Raw genomic sequence first — 18,462 nt, forward strand, 5'->3', positions numbered from 1 at the left:
CATCTCCCGCAGCCTGACGCCAGCACGTTTTCAGGACAACGCCCGATCGGCGGCCACTATGTGGCTGGCGCAGCACATGTCCTGAAATACGTTCGGCGAGACGGCGTCGGGCCGGCAATAGTCTGCGTTCGCTCGGAGTCCGAGGACTCACGCCGCGGCGAAACCGCTGCCGGCGGCGTGGGTGCTCGCTCGCCAGAGCCGCAACAGCTCGTGCTCGTCGACCAGCTCGGTCGGTCGGATGACGAGGTCGTCGGCCACGTAGTAGAAGGCCGCATCGACCAGGTCGGGGTCGATGCCTCGCCACCGTGAGAAGGCCAAGCGGTACAGGGCCAGCTGCAGCTGCTTGCTCGCGAGGTCGGCGGCATCCTTCGGCGGCCTGCCGGTCTTCCAGTCCACGATCTCGAACCGTCCGTCGTTCTCGTAGACGGCGTCGATCTTGCAGATGACCAGGTGGCCGTCGAACGGCAGGTGGATCTCCCGCTCCACCTCGATGGGCTGCCGATGGGCCCACGGGGAGCGCTCGAACGTGCGCTGCAGCGCCGCCAGGCGTTCCCGCTCGACCCGATCGGCGGATGCCTGCGACGGCTCCGCCCCGTCCCCATCGCGCTCGACGGCGCCGATGCCGAGCGGGTCGTCGTCGAACTCCCCGACGAGTGCATCGATGACCTCGGTGCCACCCGCGATTCCCGCGCGTCGCTCGACCCAGGCGTGGAACAGTGTGCCGAGCCGTGTCGCTCGATAGGGGCGCTCGGGCATCGGGCGTCGCAGCTCTTCCGCCACCTGTGCGGGCGAATCCACGTAGTCCTTGAAACGCGAAGCAGGCACCCGTGTCGGCATGGCGACCTCCGGGGATGCACGCAGCATGCGCTCGCGCTCGGCCAGCAGCAATCGCACGTCGTGGGCCCACCTACCTGCTTCGGCCACGGCCACCTCGACCGGGGCCGCGCGTGCCTGTCCGACGTCTGCGTATCCACCGTCCGTGCGTCCGGTGTCTGCCTGCCCGGTGTCTGCCTGCGCGGCGCCTGCGCGTCCGGCATCTGCGTGTCCTGAATCTGTGTGTCCTGAGTCTGTGTGTCCTGAGTCTGCCGGACCCGGTTCACCACGCCCGGCGAGCCCGGACCCCGCACCGGCCTCCTCGGCACGTGGCGGGTTGCCCTGAATGCGCTCACGGGCCTCGCGCACCATGGCAGCTGCCCCCTCCACCGCCTCGCGTCGACCGCCCAACGGGTCGAGCGGCCAGCTGATCGACAGCGCAGCGTCGCCCATCGGATTCTCTTCGTGCGCTGACGCCTCGGGAAGGGGCGCCACGATGCCCGCGTCGGCGAGTTCGACCAGGTATCGGCTGGCATGACGCGGTTGCTTCTGCGTCGACCAGAACGAGCCGGTCAGCAGAAGACCGTGCCGGGCGCGTGTGACGGCGACGTAGGCGAGCCGGCGCTCCTCGCGCTCGTAGTGCTCGGCGACCTCGCGCTTGAACGTCTCCCGTGCAGCCTTCAGCTCTTTCCTTGTCGTCGCCTCTCGCCAGCCGAACGACGGAAGCTCGTCCGCGTCGCCGCGGAACTCCCATGGCAGACGGCCGAATCCGATCCACCCGTTGGTTCCCTCGTTCGGCTTAGACGGAAGCTCATCCTCGACCAGCCGCGGCACGACGACCTGGTCCCACTCCAGTCCTTTCGAGCCATGCACCGTGAGGATCTGAACGCATCCCGGCTCCGGCTTCTCGGGTCTCGGCGCCAGAGAATCGCGGCGTTCCGCCTCTCGCAGCCAGCCGAGAAAACCAGGGAGGCCGGCCATCTCGCTCACCGCGAGGTAGTCCTCGAGTGCGTCGAAGAAGGCATCCATGGCCCCGCGCCCGCCCGTGCGCGATTCGTTGGCGGCCAGTTCGATGTCGATGCCCAACTCGTGCTCGACGAGCGTGACGAAGTCGAGCAGGTCGAGACCGCTTCGCGCTCGGAGTCGCGCGAAGAGCCGGCCGGCATCGCGCATCCTCGCCAGGCCGATCTCACTGATACCGGCGAGCATGCTGTGTCCGTCTGGCGCATGCACTATCGCGTCCAGCGCGTCGACGATGGATGCCTGCTCGCTGTCGATCACGCTGGCTCGCATGGCCGCCCGAACCTCGGCGTCCAGTCGCTGCTGCCGGTAGTCGTGCTCGGCCAGCCACCTCGCCGCGTCACGCAGCCCGCGCAGGTCGCGTACGCCGATACGCCACCTCGCTCCCGCCAGCAGGCGCACGAGCTCGGAACCGGCCGTCGGGTCATCGACGACCCGAAGCGCGCATACCAGATCGGCGATCTCCGGTTCTGCGAGCAGCCCGCCCACCCCGAGCACGTGGTACCTGACACCGTGGTCGCGCAAAGCCGCCGTGAACGCGGCCTGTGTCGCCCTGGACCGAAACAACATGGCGGCACTCGGCACGACCCGTCGGCCCTGCGCGTCGAGCGCCGGACGACCATCATCGTTCATCACGGGCTCGGCAAGGCGGTCGCGAAGCCACAGTGCGGCCGTCTCCGCCTCATCGGCAAGCGTCTCTGCAAAGGCAGCGTGCACGTCCCGTGCACTGGCGGTGGGCGAAGGGGTGAGGGCGTCGACGGCAACCCGAGAGCGAGCGGTCAGCGGTTCGACCAGGCGATTCGCGGCATCCAGAATGCGGATTCCGTTGCGCCAGCTCGTGCTCAGCCCGTAACGCTGCACCGCGCCACCGTCACCGGAACCGAACGCTTGCGCGAACTGCTCGAGATTCGACGCGCTTGCACCGCGCCAGCCGTAGATGGACTGGTGCGGATCGCCCACCGCCATCACCGCCCTGCCTACGAAGAGGGCGGAGAGCAGCTTGGTCTGAACTACCGAGGTGTCCTGGTACTCGTCCAGAAGCACCACCGAGTGCTGTTCCCGAAGCCGCTCGCCGACCTCCGGCGACCGCTGCACAATCTGGAGGGCGAACGCCACCTGATCGGAGTACTCCACGAGTCCCCGACGCAGCTTCTCCTGCTCGAACGCCCTCGCCAGGTCGAGCAGCAACGGTAGCTGCCCTACGGCACGAGCCGGCTCGACGACCTCCTTCACGTACGCTCCAGTGCCACCGTTCGGCAAGTCCTCCAACCGGGCGAACTCCCGAGCCATGCCTGCGACATCCTCGGCATCCGCGATGTTCTCGGCCAAAGAGTGAGCCAGCTCGAGCACGGCGCGCGTGACCTGGTCGACGGACTGGTCGATCTCGAGCAGGCGAGGGTCGTTGCTCGAGACGACCACGTTCCTGGCCAATTGCCATGCCGATGCCTCGCCAAGCAGCGCCCCATCGCCTTCGCGTCCGAGCAGCAGGGCGTTGTCGCGGTAGACGGTGTTCGCGAACGAGTTGTAGGTGGAGACCACGGGAGGATCGAATTCGTCGGGCTCCTCGATGAGCCCGGCCTGCGCCAGACGAGCGACACGATCACGGATGCGATCGCGCAACTCACCCGCCGCCTTTCGGGTGAACGTCAGGCCGAGAACACGACCGGGTTCCACGAGCCTGTTGGCGAGAAGCCAGAGCACACGGAACGCCATCGTCTCGGTCTTGCCACTGCCCGCGCCGGCTACGACGAGGGCGGGCCCGAGCGGCGCCTCGATCACGGCGCGTTGCTCCGCCGTGGGCCGATGTGCGCCGAGAGCGTCGGCTATGGCATCAGCCGAAACGCTTGCACGTATGTCGGCCATCAGGTCGTCGACCGTCGCGGCGTCAGTCACTGCTCACCGCCTTCACCCGGTGCATACGGCGCACCGCGACGCCGTACTTGAAGTCGTCCAGCTCGGCCTTTCCCTCGAAAACTGCGACGGCGATCGCTTCGGCCGCCTGCCGTATACGCTGCCTGAACGCGTCGAGACCGGCTTCATCGAGTGTTTCCTGCCGGCCCTCGCGGTACGACTTGTCGCGCACCCCTTCACGCACGTACAGCAGCTTCGCGCCTGCGGAGCGGTGCGGTTCGAACGGCTCGCACAACTCGTTCAACTGACCGGAGGCATATGCCAGCTGGTACACGCCCAGCTGAGGCATCTCGGCCAGCTTGGCTGCGCTGGTCTCCGGTCTGCCCGTCTTCAGGTCCACGATCGTGATCCCTCCCGAGGGATCTGCTTCGACCCGGTCGATCTTGCCGTGCACCTGTGCACGACCGACCTCGAGCCGGAATCCGGTCTCGGCGGCCACCAGGCGAGATCCGGCGCGCTGCGCATCGGCCAGGTACTCGGCGACGCCCTGCACCAGCCGTCGCACCGCACGCTTCTCACGCGCCGCGATCCAGGGCGCTTCGAACACGAGCTCGTTCCATCGTGATTCCACGGCGGCGAAGAGTGCGTCGACGTCCGGATCGTCAGCCGTCTCCATCGCCCAGTGCACGATCGTGCCGATGCCCATGGACGTGCTCGTGGTCGAGCCTGCAATGTGGTCGAGAAACCAGTCGAGCGGCGACTCCTCGATGTTCTCGATATGCGAAGGCGAGACCGGCACCGGTTCATCGCCCTCGAAGAGCGGCTCCGTCGTCGAGGGTTCGACTAGTCCGTGCCAGTGCACCGGATCGGCACCAGGCACGCCCGATTCCGCAAGTGCCGCTAGAGCCGAGGCCGCCTCACGCCTCGCGACGTTCGGGGTGTCGTTCCTGGTGAGCTCGCGCCGTAACCGTCCCGTGAGGCCGCGCAGCGTGAGCGCCGGTGCGGAGACGTCCACACTGGGGGTGCCGCGAGGGGCGAGCCCGAACAGGACGCTCGGCGATTCCTCGTCGTCGGATGCCGCGGCGAGCACGACTTGTCTCGCGGCGCGCGAGATGGCAACGGCGAACATGCGCAGCTCGTCTGCCGCAACCTGTTTGCGGGCGTCGAGCACGGCATCCGCCTCGCCAGACGCGGCGCGCACGAGCGCGTCGGTGTTCAAGAGGGTGCCACGCACGCGCAGATCGGGCCAGACCCCATCTTGCAGCCCGGCCACGACGACGACGTCGAACTCGCGACCCACGACAGCTGACGGCGTTGCGATCAGCACGGACTCCGGCGTGCGGGTCGGGGACAGCGTGTCTTCCGGAACGTCCGCGTCGAGCACCCGCGTCAGGAACACCGTGGGCGGTGAGTCGGGTTCGCGCTCCCCGAACCGTTTGGCCGCCGTGAACAGTGCCACCACGCCATCCAGATTGCGATTAGCCTCGGATGCCGCCACCCCGCTACCCGACGCCGCCTTGCGCCACCGAATGCCGGCCCCGGTGCGCTCCCACACCGTCCACAGCAGCTCTTCGACGCCTGCTCCAGCGACGGATGCCTCGCGCACCGCTTCCAGCGCTCGCGCGAGTCGGTCGGCCTCCCTGGCGATGCGATGGTCGATCGTCGAGAGCCTGCCAGGAGCAGAGATCGCCTCCACCAGCAGATCGTCTGCCGCTCGGTCGCCTCCCGACGCGACTTCCTCGGTGCGCAGGGCGACGCGCAGCCTTCGCACTGCGAGCCGGTCGAGGCCGCCGAACGGACCGAGCAGCATGGCCGTCACCGCATCGATGTCGAGCGGCGTGCGCCCGATGCCGTGGTGGACGATGTCGAGCAGCGCCCGCGCTGCCGGGTCGTCGCGAAGCGCGAGGGTGGCTGCCGCCGTCTGCACAGGGACCTCCGACACTGCCAGAGCTCGCGCCACCCCGTCGATCAGAGCGCCGGAGCGCACGACCACGGCGAGCCGGGACCACGGGATGCCGTCGATGAGGTGCCGCTCGCGCAGCAGGCGAGCGACTGCCGCCCATTCCCTGGCCGGCGTTGGCGCCTCGATCGTCATGATGGGCGCCAACGGGTCGTTGCCGGGCCGTGCCGCCATGGGTGCTGCCGCGCGCTGGCCCACCACTCCTGCGGTGCCGATCTTCTCGGTCACCTTTCGGGTCAGTTCGCGCAGCGCTGGCGGCTGCCGGTGCGCGATCCGAAGCAGGTGGGTCGGCAGGCCTGCGCCGAACCGCGAGACGATATCGGCCGATCCTCCGCGGAAGACGCTCGTCGAGGCATCCGGGTCGCCGAAGGCCACGACGGCGACGCCTCGTGACCGCAGCGCGGCGATCAACGCGAGCCCGAGTTCGGTGGCCTCCTGCAGGTCATCGACCGCGACCAGTCGCAGACGCGCGACCGCATCGCTGACCTCACCACGCTCCAGTGCAGCGACCGCGAAGCGCACCAGCTCGGCCGAGTCCAACTGGTCGGGCCGCGCGGACGCGATGGATGCCGCGTAATCGTCGATGAAGTCCGCTGCGGCGGCCCATTCCTCGTGCCCGTGCCGGCGGCCGAGGCTCCGTATCCGTTCGGACGTCATCCGGTGCTCGGTGGCTCTCGCCATGAGCTCGCGCAACTCCGTGCGGAACGAACGCAGCCCACGCACCGCTTCTCCCAGATGCTGCGGCCAGTGCGGACCCACTCCGTCTTCGATATGCCCGGCAAGCAGCGCTGCCACGTCGGCATCCTGCTCGGCCCCCGTCAGCAGCGTCGGCGGTTCCGCGCCGGCCCTGATCGCCGCCTGCGCGACCAGGTCGAACGCGAGCGACGAGACCGTGCGCGCAAGCGGTCCGTTCACCGCTTCCCCGATGCGCAGCCCCAGGCGATCGCGCAGCCGAGTCGCGCTCGCCCTGTCGAACGTGAGCGCGAGCACGGATTCGGGAGCGAAGCCCAGACGAAGCACCCGGTCGGCGAGGAGTTCGACGAGCGTGGTGGTCTTGCCCGTACCCGGTGCACCGACGACGAGAGCGGATGCCGCGGCATCCATCGCGAGCACGCCCCGTTGCGAACCGTCGAGGTCGCTCGACGCGGTGGGCACTGGGCGGTTCTGCATCACGGCGTTCACGATAGGGCCGGCCTCCGACACGGCGAGGCTGCCCTGCCGCGTCTGCCCGAAGCGGATGCCCGATGGTCTCCGAGCGCGCCGTTCTGCCGTCAGTGAACTGTCGCGGAACGGGCGCGGTGGCTGCCGTAGTGTGACTGAACGAAACAGGCACGTCCGATCGGTGCGGCCGGGATGCTCGCATCCGCGGCCTTGTCGGTTCGGGATGTCACGCGGCACAGCCGCGAGCACGAGACAACGGAAGGTATCCCGTGGAAATTCGCATCGGCATCGTCAACGCCCCCCGTGAGTTGAGCTTCGAGTCCAATCAGCCGGCGGCAGAGGTCGAGGAGGCAGTGACTGCGGCTCTGAGCAGCTCCGCGACCACACTCGAGCTTCGCGACGATCACGGCAGCCTCTTCATCGTGCCGACCGCGGGCATCGCGTACGTGCAGATCGGCAGCGAGGAATCGCGTCGCGTGGGCTTCGTCGCGTAGCCTGGCACCGCCATGGAGCTACTCTTCATAACCCTGGGCGGTGCGATCGTCGGCCTGATCGCGCGCTACACGCTTCCGCACAGGCACGCTCACGGCAGCGTGCTCGTGCCCGCATTCGGCGCGGGCGTCGCTGCGGCGCTCTGGGTCGCCCTCACGTGGATCGGGTTGAAGTGGAACGGCGGCTGGATCTGGTGGATCACGCTCGTCGGCACCATCATCGTCACGGTCGTCGTCGACCTTCTGATCGGCAACCTCCGCTCCCGCGGCGACAAGCAGCGGCTCGAGCGCTACACCCGGGCGGGCGTCCCCTCGAAGGCCTGATTCCTTCGCACGGCCACGCGCCGCTCGGCTTCAGGCGGTGAGCCCGAGAGCGTCCATTCTGCGGGTGTGAGCGCCGATGATCTCGGAGAACACGGGATCGAGGCGCTCGTCGTTCCAACGCTGATTGCCGGAGAGGTTCAGCGCCGACCTGGCGACGAGCAGTGTGTCGCCGACGAGACGCCTGCCCCACATCGCTAAACGTGAGCCGAGCGTGGCGTCGGCGTGGATCTCGGCCTCGAGGATGCCTGCAAGCTGCTCCGACCCGGTCTGCGCGCCGAGCAGGCTCGCCGCGCGGGGTCCGACGTCGCCTGGGAGTCCCTGAGCGAGCCGCATGAAGAAATCGCTGAGCAGGCCGTCGGTGACGTAGACGGCGAGCAGGGTCTCCTGCCAGTTCCGTCCGACGGTGATCGCCTGGAACCCGTCGACGGCCAACGCGAACGGCGCCATCACGTCCGCCGGATCCGCGTCGCGCCTGCGGATCTCGGCGATGACGGCCTGATGCCTGCTCAATGCGGCGCCGGCGGCGTTCGCGATGATCTCCTTGCTGTTGAGCGACGGCACCTGCTGCACGACTCGGGAGAGCGTCTCGAACGCCTGCAACTGCAGGTACGCGACCTGACCGAGGTACGGAAGCAACGCGGGTGCGATCTCGTGCAGGTCCACTCGAGTTCCCGCGACCTGTTCACGTCGCGGCTTGAGCTTCGGCGCGTCGACGGGCGCCGATCTGCGCGCGAACCAGGAAGCCACGAAACGTAAGTCTATGGGCGATTGAGGGTCGGACAGGCGAGCTGGCTCGCCTGTCCGAGCCGATTGAGCCCATGAGCCGCCAGCGGCGATATGGGCGCGCTGGGCGGCGAGACTCGGCGTATGCGACGAGACATGGCGCACAGACACGAGTCTCGTCGCGCACACCAACTCTCGCCTGAGGGGAGCTCGCCTGCGCCCGCCTCCGTCGCCGATAGACTGGACTGGCCGTCGGCGCAGGATCGACGGCCACCGTGCCCTGTGAAGACGTGATGAACCGTGCGGGCGCGGCCATGCGGATCGCCTCGATCCGCTTCATCTCCTTCGACAGGCAGAAAAGACGTGACGTTCTCCGATTTGAACATCGATGCCGACATGGTGCAGGCACTCGCCGCACAGGGCATCACCGAACCGTTTCCCATCCAACAGCAGACGATCCCGCTCGCGCTCTCCGGCCAAGACATCATCGGTCAGGCCAAGACCGGCACGGGCAAGACCTTCGGCTTCGGGCTTCCGCTCATCCAGCGCCTCGGCCCGGATCCCGCGCCAGGCGTGAAGGCGCTGATCGTCGCTCCGACCCGCGAGTTGGCCATCCAAGTCGCGGAGGACCTCGAGGTGGCCACCTCGGGCCGCCCGACCACCATCGCATCGATCTACGGCGGCAAGGCCTATGAGGGTCAGATCGAGCAGATCAAAGCCGGTGCGCAGATCATCGTCGGCACGCCGGGCCGCCTGCTCGACCTTGCAGGCCAACGTCTGCTCGACCTTTCACACGTGAGCGAGATGGTGCTCGACGAAGCGGACAGGATGCTCGACCTGGGCTTCCTGCCTGACGTCGAGAAGCTCTTCTCGCTCACCCCCGCGACACGCCACACCATGCTGTTCTCGGCGACCATGCCAGGGCCCATCGTCGCCCTCGCCAGACGCTTCATGTCCAGGCCCATCCATATTCGAGCCTCTGAGCCCGACGAGGGTCTGACCCAGGCGAACATCAAGCACCTCATCTACCGGGCGCACGCGCTCGACAAAGACGAGGTGATCGCGCGCATCCTGCAGGCCGAAGGACGCGGCAAAACCCTGATCTTCACTCGCACCAAGCGCGCAGCGGCCAAACTCGTCGAAGAACTCAGCGACCGTGGCTTCAATGCGGTCGCAGTGCACGGCGACCTCAACCAGGAGCAGCGCGAGCGGGCCATGAACGCCTTCCGTGCAGGCAAACGCGACGTTCTGATCGCTACGGATGTGGCCGCACGCGGGATCGATGTCGATGACGTCACGCATGTGATCAACCACACCATCCCCGAGGACGAGAAGGCCTACCTGCACCGCGTCGGCCGCACCGGCCGCGCCAACAAGACAGGCATCGCGGTCACGTTCGTGGACTGGGACGACCTGCACAAGTGGGCTCTCATCAACCGGGCGCTCGAGTTCGGACAGCCGGAGCCGACGGAAACCTATTCCTCGTCGCCGCACCTCTACAGCGACCTCAACATTCCCGATGGCGCGAAGGGCCGCTTGAAGGCGACTCCTCCCGTCAAGGCCGAGCGCCCGCGCAACAGCGAGAGCTCAGGCGGCTCGGGCGAGGCATCCACTTCGGCCTCGAACCGGTCGCGCTCACGCAGGCGTACCACCGCCGGATCGAACTCCGGTTCAGCAGCGCCGTCCGTTGCAACGGATGCCTCCCCTGCCACCGAGAAAGCCGCCGCGGGCACGCACGACGGACAGGGGCACCAGCACCACGACGGAAATGCCGCGCCACAGCGTCGCCGTCGCCGTCGCCGCGGTCCGTCCGGCGCCGCCGCAGCACAGTAGGCCGCCGCGGGCGGCCGTCAGCGGCTGCCCGCGAGGTATGCGGACTGGGCGAGGATGCGTTCGAGCGCCTCGGGCGACGTCGTGTTCTCGCCCAGCCGGTTCGGCTTGCCCGCCCCGTGGTAGTCGCTCGACCCGGTGAGCACCAGCCCGTAGCGGGCGGCGAGCTCGCGCAGCGCGGCCTTGCCGTCTTCGGTGTTCTCGCGATGGTCCAGCTCTAGGCCGGCCAGACCGGCATCGACGAGCCGCTGCAGATAGACATCCTGAATGATGCCGTCTCTCCCCCTGGTGGCCGGATGCGCGAGCACGGGTACCCCGCCTGCACCCCTGATGAGGCGTACACCGTCCAACGGGGTCGGCGCGTAGATCGGCTCGTAGTATCCGCCCCGCGGATGCAGCAGCGTGGCGAACGCCGCCGACCTGTCGGGCACGACACCGCGCGCGACAAGCGCGTCGGCGATGTGCGGCCTGCCCACGGTCGCTCCTGGCGCCGTGTGCGCGAGAACGTCGTCCCAGCTGAGGTCGTAGTCCACAGCGAGACGGTCGACCATGGTCTCGGCCCGGCTGAGGCGTGCCTCGCGGATGCGTTCCAGCTCGGCGGTGAGCGGCTCATCGGCCGGGTCGAATAGGTAGGCGAGCATGTGCACGCTCTTCCAGCCGTACCTCGTGGAGAGCTCCATGCCCGGGATGAAGGTGATTCCCGTCTCGGATGCCGCCTCCGAAGCATCCGCCCACCCGGCCGTCGCATCGTGATCCGTGAGCGCCACCGTTCCGATCCCGGCGCCTGCGGCGGCACGCACCAGCTCATCCGGCGACTCTGTGCCGTCGGAGACGCTGGAATGCGTGTGCAGATCGATCGGTGCCCGGAATTCGCGGCGGTCGGCGGCCATCCCACCATCGTATTGCCGCGGCCTTCCCGTCCCTGCGCCGACCCGGATCATGCACGCGGGCGCAAGGGAGACAATGGACAGATGTCCGACACCGCGACCTCATCGACCGAAGCCGGGACCGCATCCGCTACGGATGCCCCGCAACCGCGTGCGACTCAGAATCGTTCGACAACTCCCGCGTCGTCTGCTTTCGCCGAGTACATCGGCTCCGGTTGGGCCGACCGCGACGAGGAGTTGCCGGAACCCAGGGATGCCGCGGCTTCTGCCGCAGCACATCGAGCGGCTATCTCGGCCCGGCACCCGGGCAAACGGTTGATCGTCCCCGCGGGCAGGCTCAAGCAGCGCTCGAACGACACCGACTACCCGTTCCGCGCCCACTCGGCCTTCACCCAGCTCACCGGGTGGGGGGCTGACACGGAACCCGGAAGCGTTCTCGTCATGGAGCCTGGTGGCAACGGCCACGACGCCACGCTGTACTTCCGTGAGCGCGCCGCACGCGACTCAGACGAGTTTTACGCCAACCCCGAGATCGGGGAGTTCTGGATCGGCCCTCGGCCTTCACTGCAGCAGGTTGCCGGAGACCTCGCGCTGCCGACGAGGCACATCGCCGAATTGCGGGACGCGCTCGACGCGGCCGATGGTTCCACACTCATCGTGCGGGACGCGGATCCCGCGATCACCGCCGAGCTCGACGCACACCGCGGCGCTGGGACCGGGGACTCGGACGGCGTCGCTGCCGAGTCGGATGCCGAGCTCGCACGCGACCTCTCCGAGCTGCGTCTCACCAAGGACGCTTGGGAGGTGGCCGAGCTTCGCGCCGCGGTCTCCGCCACCGCGAAGGGGTTCGACGACATCGTCCGGGAGCTCCCCCGGATCGCGGAGCACGAGCGTGGCGAGCGCATCATCGAGGGCGTCTTCAACGCGAGGGCTCGGCTGGATGGCAACACTGTCGGCTACGACACGATCGCGGCGGCGGGCCCGCACGCGTGCATCCTGCACTGGACTCGCAACAACGGCCCGGTGCTGCCAGGCGACCTCGTACTCATCGATGCCGGTGTGGAGGTCGAGAGCCTCTACACCGCGGACATCACCAGAACGCTGCCCGTCAGCGGCACATTCTCGCCGACTCAGAGGCTCGTGTACGAGGCCGTGCGGGAAGCAGCGGATGCCGCCTTTGCGGTCGTGCGGCCCGGCATCCGTTTCCGCGAGGTGCACGCAACCGCCATGCAGGTCATCGCCCGCCACGTTGCGGCATGGGGCATGCTGCCCGTCAGCGCGGAGGAAGCGCTCGAGGCCGACCAGCAGCAGCACCGCCGCTACATGGTGCACGGCACCAGCCACCACCTGGGTCTGGACGTGCACGACTGCGCACAGGCACGCCGCGAGTTCTACATCGACGGCGTGGTCGAGGCCGGCATGACGTTCACCATCGAGCCGGGCCTGTACTTCCAGCCGGACGACCTGACCGTGCCGGAGGAGTTCCGCGGCATCGGTGTGCGGATCGAAGACGACATCCTCGTCACCGAGACGGGCGCTGAGAACCTCTCCGTCGCCATTCCGCGCACCGCAGACGACGTAGAGGCGTGGATCGCACGCTTGCGGGCCTGACGCATATGCCCTCCGGGGCATAGAACCCTTCAGCCCGGCCTCTGACCGCGAACGTCACCGAACGCGGTCCCTTAGCTCACGCACTGGGCTCAGGCGTGACCTATTCGCCCGATGGCGGCGTCGATTCGTCTCGCGTCGTGGGCTCAGCGGTCCGCTCGCCGTACCTAGGCGGCTCAGCGGAGGATGAACGAGTCTGCCCCTTCTCGGGTGAGTCCTGACGCCCGGGAGCCTGTGCCGGCGGCGCCGAAGGCGGGTCGGACGGATGTTCCGACGGCGGCGCGAAGGCTGGCGGCACGCCCTGCGCGGTGGCGGAAGCGCCGCTCACGCCCTGCTGACCGAGAAGGTTGCGCGCCCTATTCGCCAACTCGGGGTCGACGATGATCGAATAGCTCGTCGCCAGCACCTGAGTCATCGACGTGTAGTCCCTGCGCCTGCGGGTGATGGCATACGAGACCAGGCTGAAGAGGATGCCGAACCCGGCCCCAAGAAGCAGCGCGGCAAGCAGCACACCGAAGCTTGTCGCCGGGCTGAAGATCAGCAGCAGCAGACCGAAGAAGATGCCGAGCCACACACCGGATGCAGCCCCCGCGGCAGCGACGCGGCCCCAGGTCAGCCTGCCGGTCACGCGCTCTACCGTCTTCAGGTCGCTGCCCACGATGGACACCTGCGCGACCGGGAAGTCGGCCCTCGCCAGAACGTCTACGGCGCCCTGCGCGTCCTGGTACGTCTCGAAGGTCGCGACCACCTCGCCTTTCGGCACCGTCGGGAAAACCTGGCGCTGACGCCCGTCGAGCGGGCTCTGGCTGCTCATGCGGCCATTGTCCCATGCCAGGTGGCGAGACCCGAGGCTCTGAGCGTATGCAAAGCCTGGGACTGCGGGGTACTCGAGAAGTCGCGAACGAGCACCGTGTACTCGGACCGAGCCGGCACAGCCGCCTCGGCGCTGGCATCGAGGCGAAGGCCCACCGGACCTTCGCTCACAGCTCCAGCGCGCAATCGCCCGTATCGCGCCTGCGCCGCTCAGAGGCTCAATCGGGTTGGTGCCAGGAGCAAGCTCCCGCGGTACTCCCAGCGCGCGCCCGTATCGCGGCTGCGCCGCTCAGAGACTCAATCGGGTCGGTGCCAGGAGCAAGCTCCCGGCACTCTCCCCTCAATCGCCTCTAAGGTTTAGTTGTGAGTGCAGCACGCGTCTTCGTGGCCCGGTTGGCCGGGTGCACGGTCTTCGACCCAGCGGGTGACCGCGTGGGCAAGGTACGTGACGTGCTGGTGGTCTATCGCAAGAACGATCCGCCTCGCGTCGTCGGGCTCGTCGTTGAGATTCCCGGAAAACGCCGCGTGTTCGTCTCGATCGGCCGCGTCACGAGCATCGGCGCAGGTCAGATCATCACGACCGGTCTCATCAACGTGCGCCGATTCGAACAGCGCGGCGGCGAAGTGCGCGTCATCGCCGAGGTCCTCGGACGCACCGTGGACTTCCGCGACGGATCCGGCCCCGCCACCATCGAAGACGTCGCCATCGAGCAGTCCGCGCCGGGCGAATGGTCCATCTCCCAACTCTTCGTACGCAGACCCAAGACGAGCGCATCTCCGTTCGCGAAGGGGGCGACCGCGTTCGTCACCTGGAACGACGTGCGAGAGCGCACGGCAAAGGGAGGCGTGCAGTCCGCCGAACAGCTCATTGCGACCTACTCCGACCTGAAGCCCGCGGACCTCGCGAGCACGCTTCTCGACCTTCCCGAGCGGAGACGGCTCGAGGTCGCAGGCGAACTGCCCGACGACAGACTCGCCGACGCGCTCGAGGAGATGCCGGAGAGCGAACAGGTCGAGATCCTTGCCGGGCTCGACGACGATCGCGCCGCCGACGTGCTCGATCAGATGCAGCCGGACGACGCCGCCGACCTCATCGCCCAGCTTCCGGGCGACAGAGGCGAGCACCTCCTCGAGCTCATGGAGCCCGAAGAAGCAGACGATGTTCGGATGCTGCTCAACTACGCGCCCGACTCGGCGGGCGGTCTCATGACGACCGAGCCGGTCATCCTCTCCGCCGACGCCACCGTTGCCGAGGGTCTCGCGCTGATCCGCCGCCAAGAACTCGCCCCTGCGCTCGGTGCCGCGGTCTGCGTCACCTTGCCGCCGTACGAGCCGCCCACCGGTCGCTTCCTCGGCATGGTGCACTTCCAGCGGATGCTCCGCTATCCGCCCCACGAGCGACTGGGCACCATCATCGACCAGACCCTCGAACCGGTGACCGCGAACACCTCGGCTGCTGAGGTGTCGCGCATCCTCGCCAGCTACAACCTGGTCTCGGTGCCGGTCGTCGACGACAACTACAGGCTCGTCGGGGTGGTGACCATTGACGACATCCTCGACTTCCTACTGCCGGACGACTGGCGAAGTCACGACGAAGACGACGAACTGCCCAGGAGGCAGAGCCAGGCGCTGAGCACCGGCATCACGCGCAACAACACGGGAAGGAGGGTGAGCAATGGCACGAGTTGACAGGGCCGTCGCACGACTGGATGCGCCCAAAGGCCTACGCACTCCTGTACTGCGTCTCGGCGTCCGCAGCGACGGCGACAGATTCGGCCGTTTCTCGGAGGCGTTCGCGCGCGCGATGGGTACATCCGGATTCCTGATCGGCATGACGGTCTTCGTGGCCGTCTGGCTGCTGTGGAATATCGGCATGCCGCGGTCGCTGCAGTTCGATCCTGCGGCGACCAACTTCACGCTGCTCACGCTCATCCTTTCCTTGCAGGCGTCGTACGCCGCCCCCTTGATCCTGCTCGCGCAGAACAGGCAGGACGACCGCGACCGCGTGCAGATCGAGCAGGACAGACAGCGCGCCGAGCGAAACCTCGCTGACACCGAGTACCTGGCCAGGGAGGTCGTCGCGCTGCGTTTGGCGGTGAAAGACATGGCCACCAAGGACTTCATCAGGGCCGAGTTGCGCTCGCTGCTGGACGAGCTGGATCGCGACAGGGAAGAGCCGCACGAGACATCCCAATCAGACGGCCCGGATGCCCAGCGAGTCCGCGCCACGAAGCGCGACGAGTCCTCCCGTGGCTGAGTCCGCCCCACCCGATTCGGCCAGAGCAGAAGGGGTGCGGGCCGCCCTCGCGCGCGTCATCGATCCGGAGATCCGCCGGCCCATTACCGAGCTCGGCATGGTGGGCGACGTGTCCGTCGACCGGGCGGGACGCGCATCCGTCGCGATCAAGCTGACGATCGTGGGATGCCCCGCAGCAGACACGATCGAACGTGACGTGCGCGAGGCGGTCGCCTCCGCATCGGGCGTGACGTCGATTGACCTGAGCGTGTCCGTCATGACGCCCGCCGAACGAGCGGCGCTCACCGAGCGGCTGCGGGGGTCGCGTGGGCGCACCAACCCGTTCACCGCCGACTCGCTGACCCGGGTGTACGCGGTGACCAGCGGAAAGGGCGGCGTGGGCAAGTCCACGATCACCGCCAACCTCGCGGTTGCCCTCGCCGAGAGGGGACTCCGGGTCGGCCTCGTCGACGCCGACGTCTACGGCTTCTCGATCCCCGCCATCCTCGGCCTCTCCCACGACGGAGTGACGCAGCAGCCCACCCGAGTGGACGACATGATCCTGCCGCCTGTCGCGTTCGGCGTGAAGACCATCTCCATCGGGATGTTCCTCGACCCCGCACGCGGACAGGGCTCGTCCACCGCAGTAGCGTGGCGAGGCCCGATGCTGCACCGCACGATCTCGCAGTTCCTTACAGACGTGTACTTCGGCGACCTGGACGTGCTGCTGCTCGACCTGCCGCCAGGTACCGGCGATGTCGCCATCTCCGTGGGTCAGCTGCTGCCCGGCGCCGATGTACTCGTCGTGACGACGCCGCAGCCGGCGGCAGCCGACGTCGCGGTGCGCAGCGGCATCGTGGCGAGGCAGACCGGGCAGAACGTCTTCGGGGTCATCGAGAACATGGCCGGTCTCCCCCAGCCCGATGGTACGGTGCTCGACCTCTTCGGCTCTGGCGGTGGTGCCGAGGTCGCGATGCGACTTTCCGAGGTGGCGGAGCGGGAGGTGCCTCTGCTGGCATCCGTTCCACTGAGCATCGCACTGCGCGAAGGCGGCGACATGGGCGAGCCCATCGTCGTCGGGCGTCCCAATGATCCGGCGTCCATCGCGATCAAGGCCGTGGCGGATCGCCTCGCGAGCCGGCCGCGCGGACTTGCCGGCCGTCCGCTCAATCCGAGACCTGTATAGGCACGGGTTCGGGGCGCGAGTGGCTAGGTCGCTTCGCTGTCGTACGGCGGCAGCGCCCCCTCGTCGAGGCGCGCCGTCTTGCTCGGCCGGCTCAACGTGGGCGCCGGCTCGTCGTCGAGCAGGGCGTCACGGATGATGCGGCGCGGGTCGTACTGCCTTGGGTCGAGCTTGCGCCAGTCGACGTCGTCGAATTCCGGCCCCAGTTCCTCGCGCATCTTCTCAGTCGCGTTGGTGGCCATGTTCCTCAGATTGCGCGCCCACTGACCCAGTTGAGCGGCGTATTTCGGCAACCGGTTGGGCCCGACGAGAAAGACGGCGATCACCCCGATGATCACCAGCTTCTCCATGGTCAAACCGAACACCCGTACAGAGTAACCCGAGCGACCGTGCGTCGGCCCACTGGTGCGCATCTCGTTACCTGCGGACTTGGGGGTCGTCCGCAGTGCGCAAGCACGTTCGTCGCGGTGCGAAGCCTGCCGAGGCGGCCTGGCGCGGCAGCCGGGCCCGGCTGCCGGCTGGCCGTATTGTTGAGCGCGAGGAAGGAAGGTCAGTGTCTCAACACGATCAGAGCTGGAAGTTCGCGGACGACATCGTCTTGGAGTCACCCGTCGTGCAGGCCGCCAGGGCGCAGTCCCTCGAGCTCGGCATCGAGCCGGTCTCGCCCGCCGTCGGCGCGCAGGCAGCCGTGATCGCGGCTGCGTCGCAGGCCACCAGCATCCTCGAGGTCGGCACGGGTGTCGGGGTCTCCGGCCTTTGGCTGCTGCAGGGTGCCGGCTCGGCCACGCTGACGTCGATCGACGTGGAAGCCGACCACCTGCACAACGCGCGCACCAACTTCACCGATGCGGGCATCCAGCCCGCCAGGGTTCGTCTCATCACCGGGCGAGCCCGAGACGTGCTGCCTCGCATGAACGAGAACGCATACGACATCGTCTTCGTCGACGCCGATCCGGCAGGCGTCATCGAGTACGTGGAGCACGCGCTGCGCCTCGCCCGCCCGGGCGGAACGGTTCTCGTCGCTCACGCTCTGTGGAAAGGCCGAGTCGCCGACCCGGCGCAGCGCGACGAGGTCACCACCGGTTTCCGTTCCCTCGTCACCGAGATCGCAGCCTCACCGGCAGTGGTGAGCGCACTCAGCACCGTCGGCGACGGGCTCCTTCAGATCACCAAACTGGGCGCCTGACCGGACTGCCCATGCCGGCCACTGGCCGCCGCAAAAGCCATCGCCGCGGCAAGGACGAACGAGAGCGGATGCCCTAAGGCATCCGCTCTCGTCGGTTGTGCTTGGTTGCGGGGCGTCAGCTGCCCGAGATGACCGCGCCGAGCACGTCGTGAAGCTCTCGAGCCTCGGCGTCATTGACCGAGACGACGAGCCGGCCACCACCTTCGAGGGGGACGCGCACGATGATGAGCCGCCCCTCCTTCACAGCCTCCATGGGTCCGTCTCCGGTTCTCGGCTTCATGGCCGCCATGTAGCTCCCCTTTCGTGGATGTCTCTCCATTATCCGACATCTGATGAACGGCTGGGAAATCGCGACACGCGACTGAGCATGCGCTGG

Annotated in this window: 15 protein-coding genes; 8 read left to right on the forward strand and 7 right to left on the reverse strand. The window is 68.0% G+C overall.

What is annotated here, in order from left to right; translation table 11 throughout:
- Positions 1-147: 147 nt before the first annotated feature.
- Together ACO2Q7_RS04260 and ACO2Q7_RS04265 are read right to left on the reverse strand one after the other, a co-directional pair.
- The gene (locus ACO2Q7_RS04260; protein WP_423354382.1) at positions 148-3,726 is read right to left on the reverse strand and encodes an ATP-dependent helicase; all 3,579 of its coding nucleotides are present in this window, start codon (positions 3,724-3,726) and stop codon (positions 148-150) included.
- On the reverse strand, positions 3,719-6,814 hold the full coding sequence (locus ACO2Q7_RS04265; RefSeq protein ID WP_423355956.1) for an ATP-dependent helicase: 3,096 nt from the start codon (positions 6,812-6,814) through the stop codon (positions 3,719-3,721). The genes ACO2Q7_RS04260 and ACO2Q7_RS04265 overlap by 8 nt, the downstream gene beginning before the upstream one ends.
- A gap of 260 nt (positions 6,815-7,074) precedes the next feature.
- Here ACO2Q7_RS04265 and ACO2Q7_RS04270 point away from each other — a divergent pair, with 260 nt between their 5' ends.
- Entirely contained in the window at positions 7,075-7,299 is a 225-nt protein-coding gene (locus ACO2Q7_RS04270) for a DUF3107 domain-containing protein (RefSeq protein WP_423354383.1), read from the forward strand.
- Positions 7,300-7,311: 12 nt separating this feature from the next.
- The gene (locus tag ACO2Q7_RS04275; RefSeq protein ID WP_423354384.1) at positions 7,312-7,620 is read left to right on the forward strand and encodes a hypothetical protein; all 309 of its coding nucleotides are present in this window, start codon (positions 7,312-7,314) and stop codon (positions 7,618-7,620) included.
- 30 nt (positions 7,621-7,650) lie between these two features.
- On the opposite strand, the gene ACO2Q7_RS04280 is transcribed toward ACO2Q7_RS04275, so the two are convergent.
- The gene (locus ACO2Q7_RS04280) at positions 7,651-8,367 is read right to left on the reverse strand and encodes a ferritin-like fold-containing protein (protein WP_423354385.1); all 717 of its coding nucleotides are present in this window, start codon (positions 8,365-8,367) and stop codon (positions 7,651-7,653) included.
- Positions 8,368-8,706: 339 nt separating this feature from the next.
- On the opposite strand from ACO2Q7_RS04280, the gene ACO2Q7_RS04285 reads away from it, so the two are divergent.
- Entirely contained in the window at positions 8,707-10,176 is a 1,470-nt protein-coding gene (locus ACO2Q7_RS04285; protein ID WP_423354386.1) for a DEAD/DEAH box helicase, read from the forward strand.
- A 17-nt stretch (positions 10,177-10,193) separates the two neighbouring features.
- Here the strand turns inward: ACO2Q7_RS04285 and ACO2Q7_RS04290 are convergent, their stop codons facing one another.
- Entirely contained in the window at positions 10,194-11,063 is an 870-nt protein-coding gene (locus ACO2Q7_RS04290; RefSeq protein ID WP_423354387.1) for a PHP domain-containing protein, read from the reverse strand.
- 81 nt (positions 11,064-11,144) lie between these two features.
- Here ACO2Q7_RS04290 and ACO2Q7_RS04295 point away from each other — a divergent pair, with 81 nt between their 5' ends.
- Complete coding sequence (locus ACO2Q7_RS04295; RefSeq protein ID WP_423354388.1) at positions 11,145-12,671, forward strand: aminopeptidase P family protein; 1,527 nt, start codon at positions 11,145-11,147, stop codon at positions 12,669-12,671.
- A 100-nt stretch (positions 12,672-12,771) separates the two neighbouring features.
- On the opposite strand, the gene ACO2Q7_RS04300 is transcribed toward ACO2Q7_RS04295, so the two are convergent.
- Positions 12,772-13,482, reverse strand: a complete 711-nt coding sequence (locus tag ACO2Q7_RS04300) for a general stress protein (RefSeq protein WP_423354389.1) — start codon at positions 13,480-13,482, stop codon at positions 12,772-12,774.
- A 362-nt stretch (positions 13,483-13,844) separates the two neighbouring features.
- Between ACO2Q7_RS04300 and ACO2Q7_RS04305 the strand changes: the two genes are divergently transcribed.
- Genes ACO2Q7_RS04305 through ACO2Q7_RS04315 form a run of 3 tightly spaced genes read left to right on the forward strand, consistent with a single transcriptional unit; the run spans position 13,845 to position 16,903 of the window.
- On the forward strand, positions 13,845-15,170 hold the full coding sequence (locus ACO2Q7_RS04305; RefSeq protein ID WP_423354390.1) for a magnesium transporter MgtE N-terminal domain-containing protein: 1,326 nt from the start codon (positions 13,845-13,847) through the stop codon (positions 15,168-15,170).
- Positions 15,157-15,738, forward strand: a complete 582-nt coding sequence (locus ACO2Q7_RS04310; protein WP_423354391.1) for a DUF1003 domain-containing protein — start codon at positions 15,157-15,159, stop codon at positions 15,736-15,738. The genes ACO2Q7_RS04305 and ACO2Q7_RS04310 overlap by 14 nt, the downstream gene beginning before the upstream one ends.
- A complete protein-coding gene (locus ACO2Q7_RS04315) occupies positions 15,689-16,903 on the forward strand; it encodes an Mrp/NBP35 family ATP-binding protein (protein ID WP_423354392.1) in 1,215 nt (404 codons plus the stop codon). The genes ACO2Q7_RS04310 and ACO2Q7_RS04315 overlap by 50 nt, the downstream gene beginning before the upstream one ends.
- A gap of 23 nt (positions 16,904-16,926) precedes the next feature.
- Here the strand turns inward: ACO2Q7_RS04315 and ACO2Q7_RS04320 are convergent, their stop codons facing one another.
- Complete coding sequence (locus tag ACO2Q7_RS04320; protein WP_423354393.1) at positions 16,927-17,265, reverse strand: sec-independent translocase; 339 nt, start codon at positions 17,263-17,265, stop codon at positions 16,927-16,929.
- Positions 17,266-17,453: 188 nt separating this feature from the next.
- Between ACO2Q7_RS04320 and ACO2Q7_RS04325 the strand changes: the two genes are divergently transcribed.
- Positions 17,454-18,086, forward strand: a complete 633-nt coding sequence (locus tag ACO2Q7_RS04325) for an O-methyltransferase (RefSeq protein WP_423354394.1) — start codon at positions 17,454-17,456, stop codon at positions 18,084-18,086.
- 115 nt (positions 18,087-18,201) lie between these two features.
- Here the strand turns inward: ACO2Q7_RS04325 and ACO2Q7_RS04330 are convergent, their stop codons facing one another.
- On the reverse strand, positions 18,202-18,375 hold the full coding sequence (locus ACO2Q7_RS04330; RefSeq protein WP_423354395.1) for a DUF3117 domain-containing protein: 174 nt from the start codon (positions 18,373-18,375) through the stop codon (positions 18,202-18,204).
- Positions 18,376-18,462 lie beyond the last annotated feature (87 nt).

This window comes from Rathayibacter sp. KR2-224, assembly GCF_049446075.1.
Taxonomy (GTDB): domain Bacteria; phylum Actinomycetota; class Actinomycetes; order Actinomycetales; family Microbacteriaceae; genus Humibacter.

Coding starts and splice junctions, on each gene's coding strand:
- ACO2Q7_RS04265 (WP_423355956.1), bottom strand. CDS start 6,814: ATGCAGAACCGCCCAGTGCCCACCGCGTCGAGCGACCTCGACGGTTCG.
- ACO2Q7_RS04275 (WP_423354384.1), top strand. CDS start 7,312: ATGGAGCTACTCTTCATAACCCTGGGCGGTGCGATCGTCGGCCTGATC.
- ACO2Q7_RS04290 (WP_423354387.1), bottom strand. CDS start 11,063: ATGGCCGCCGACCGCCGCGAATTCCGGGCACCGATCGATCTGCACACG.
- ACO2Q7_RS04295 (WP_423354388.1), top strand. CDS start 11,145: ATGTCCGACACCGCGACCTCATCGACCGAAGCCGGGACCGCATCCGCT.
- ACO2Q7_RS04300 (WP_423354389.1), bottom strand. CDS start 13,482: ATGAGCAGCCAGAGCCCGCTCGACGGGCGTCAGCGCCAGGTTTTCCCG.
- ACO2Q7_RS04310 (WP_423354391.1), top strand. CDS start 15,157: ATGGCACGAGTTGACAGGGCCGTCGCACGACTGGATGCGCCCAAAGGC.
- ACO2Q7_RS04315 (WP_423354392.1), top strand. CDS start 15,689: ATGCCCAGCGAGTCCGCGCCACGAAGCGCGACGAGTCCTCCCGTGGCT.
- ACO2Q7_RS04330 (WP_423354395.1), bottom strand. CDS start 18,375: ATGGCGGCCATGAAGCCGAGAACCGGAGACGGACCCATGGAGGCTGTG.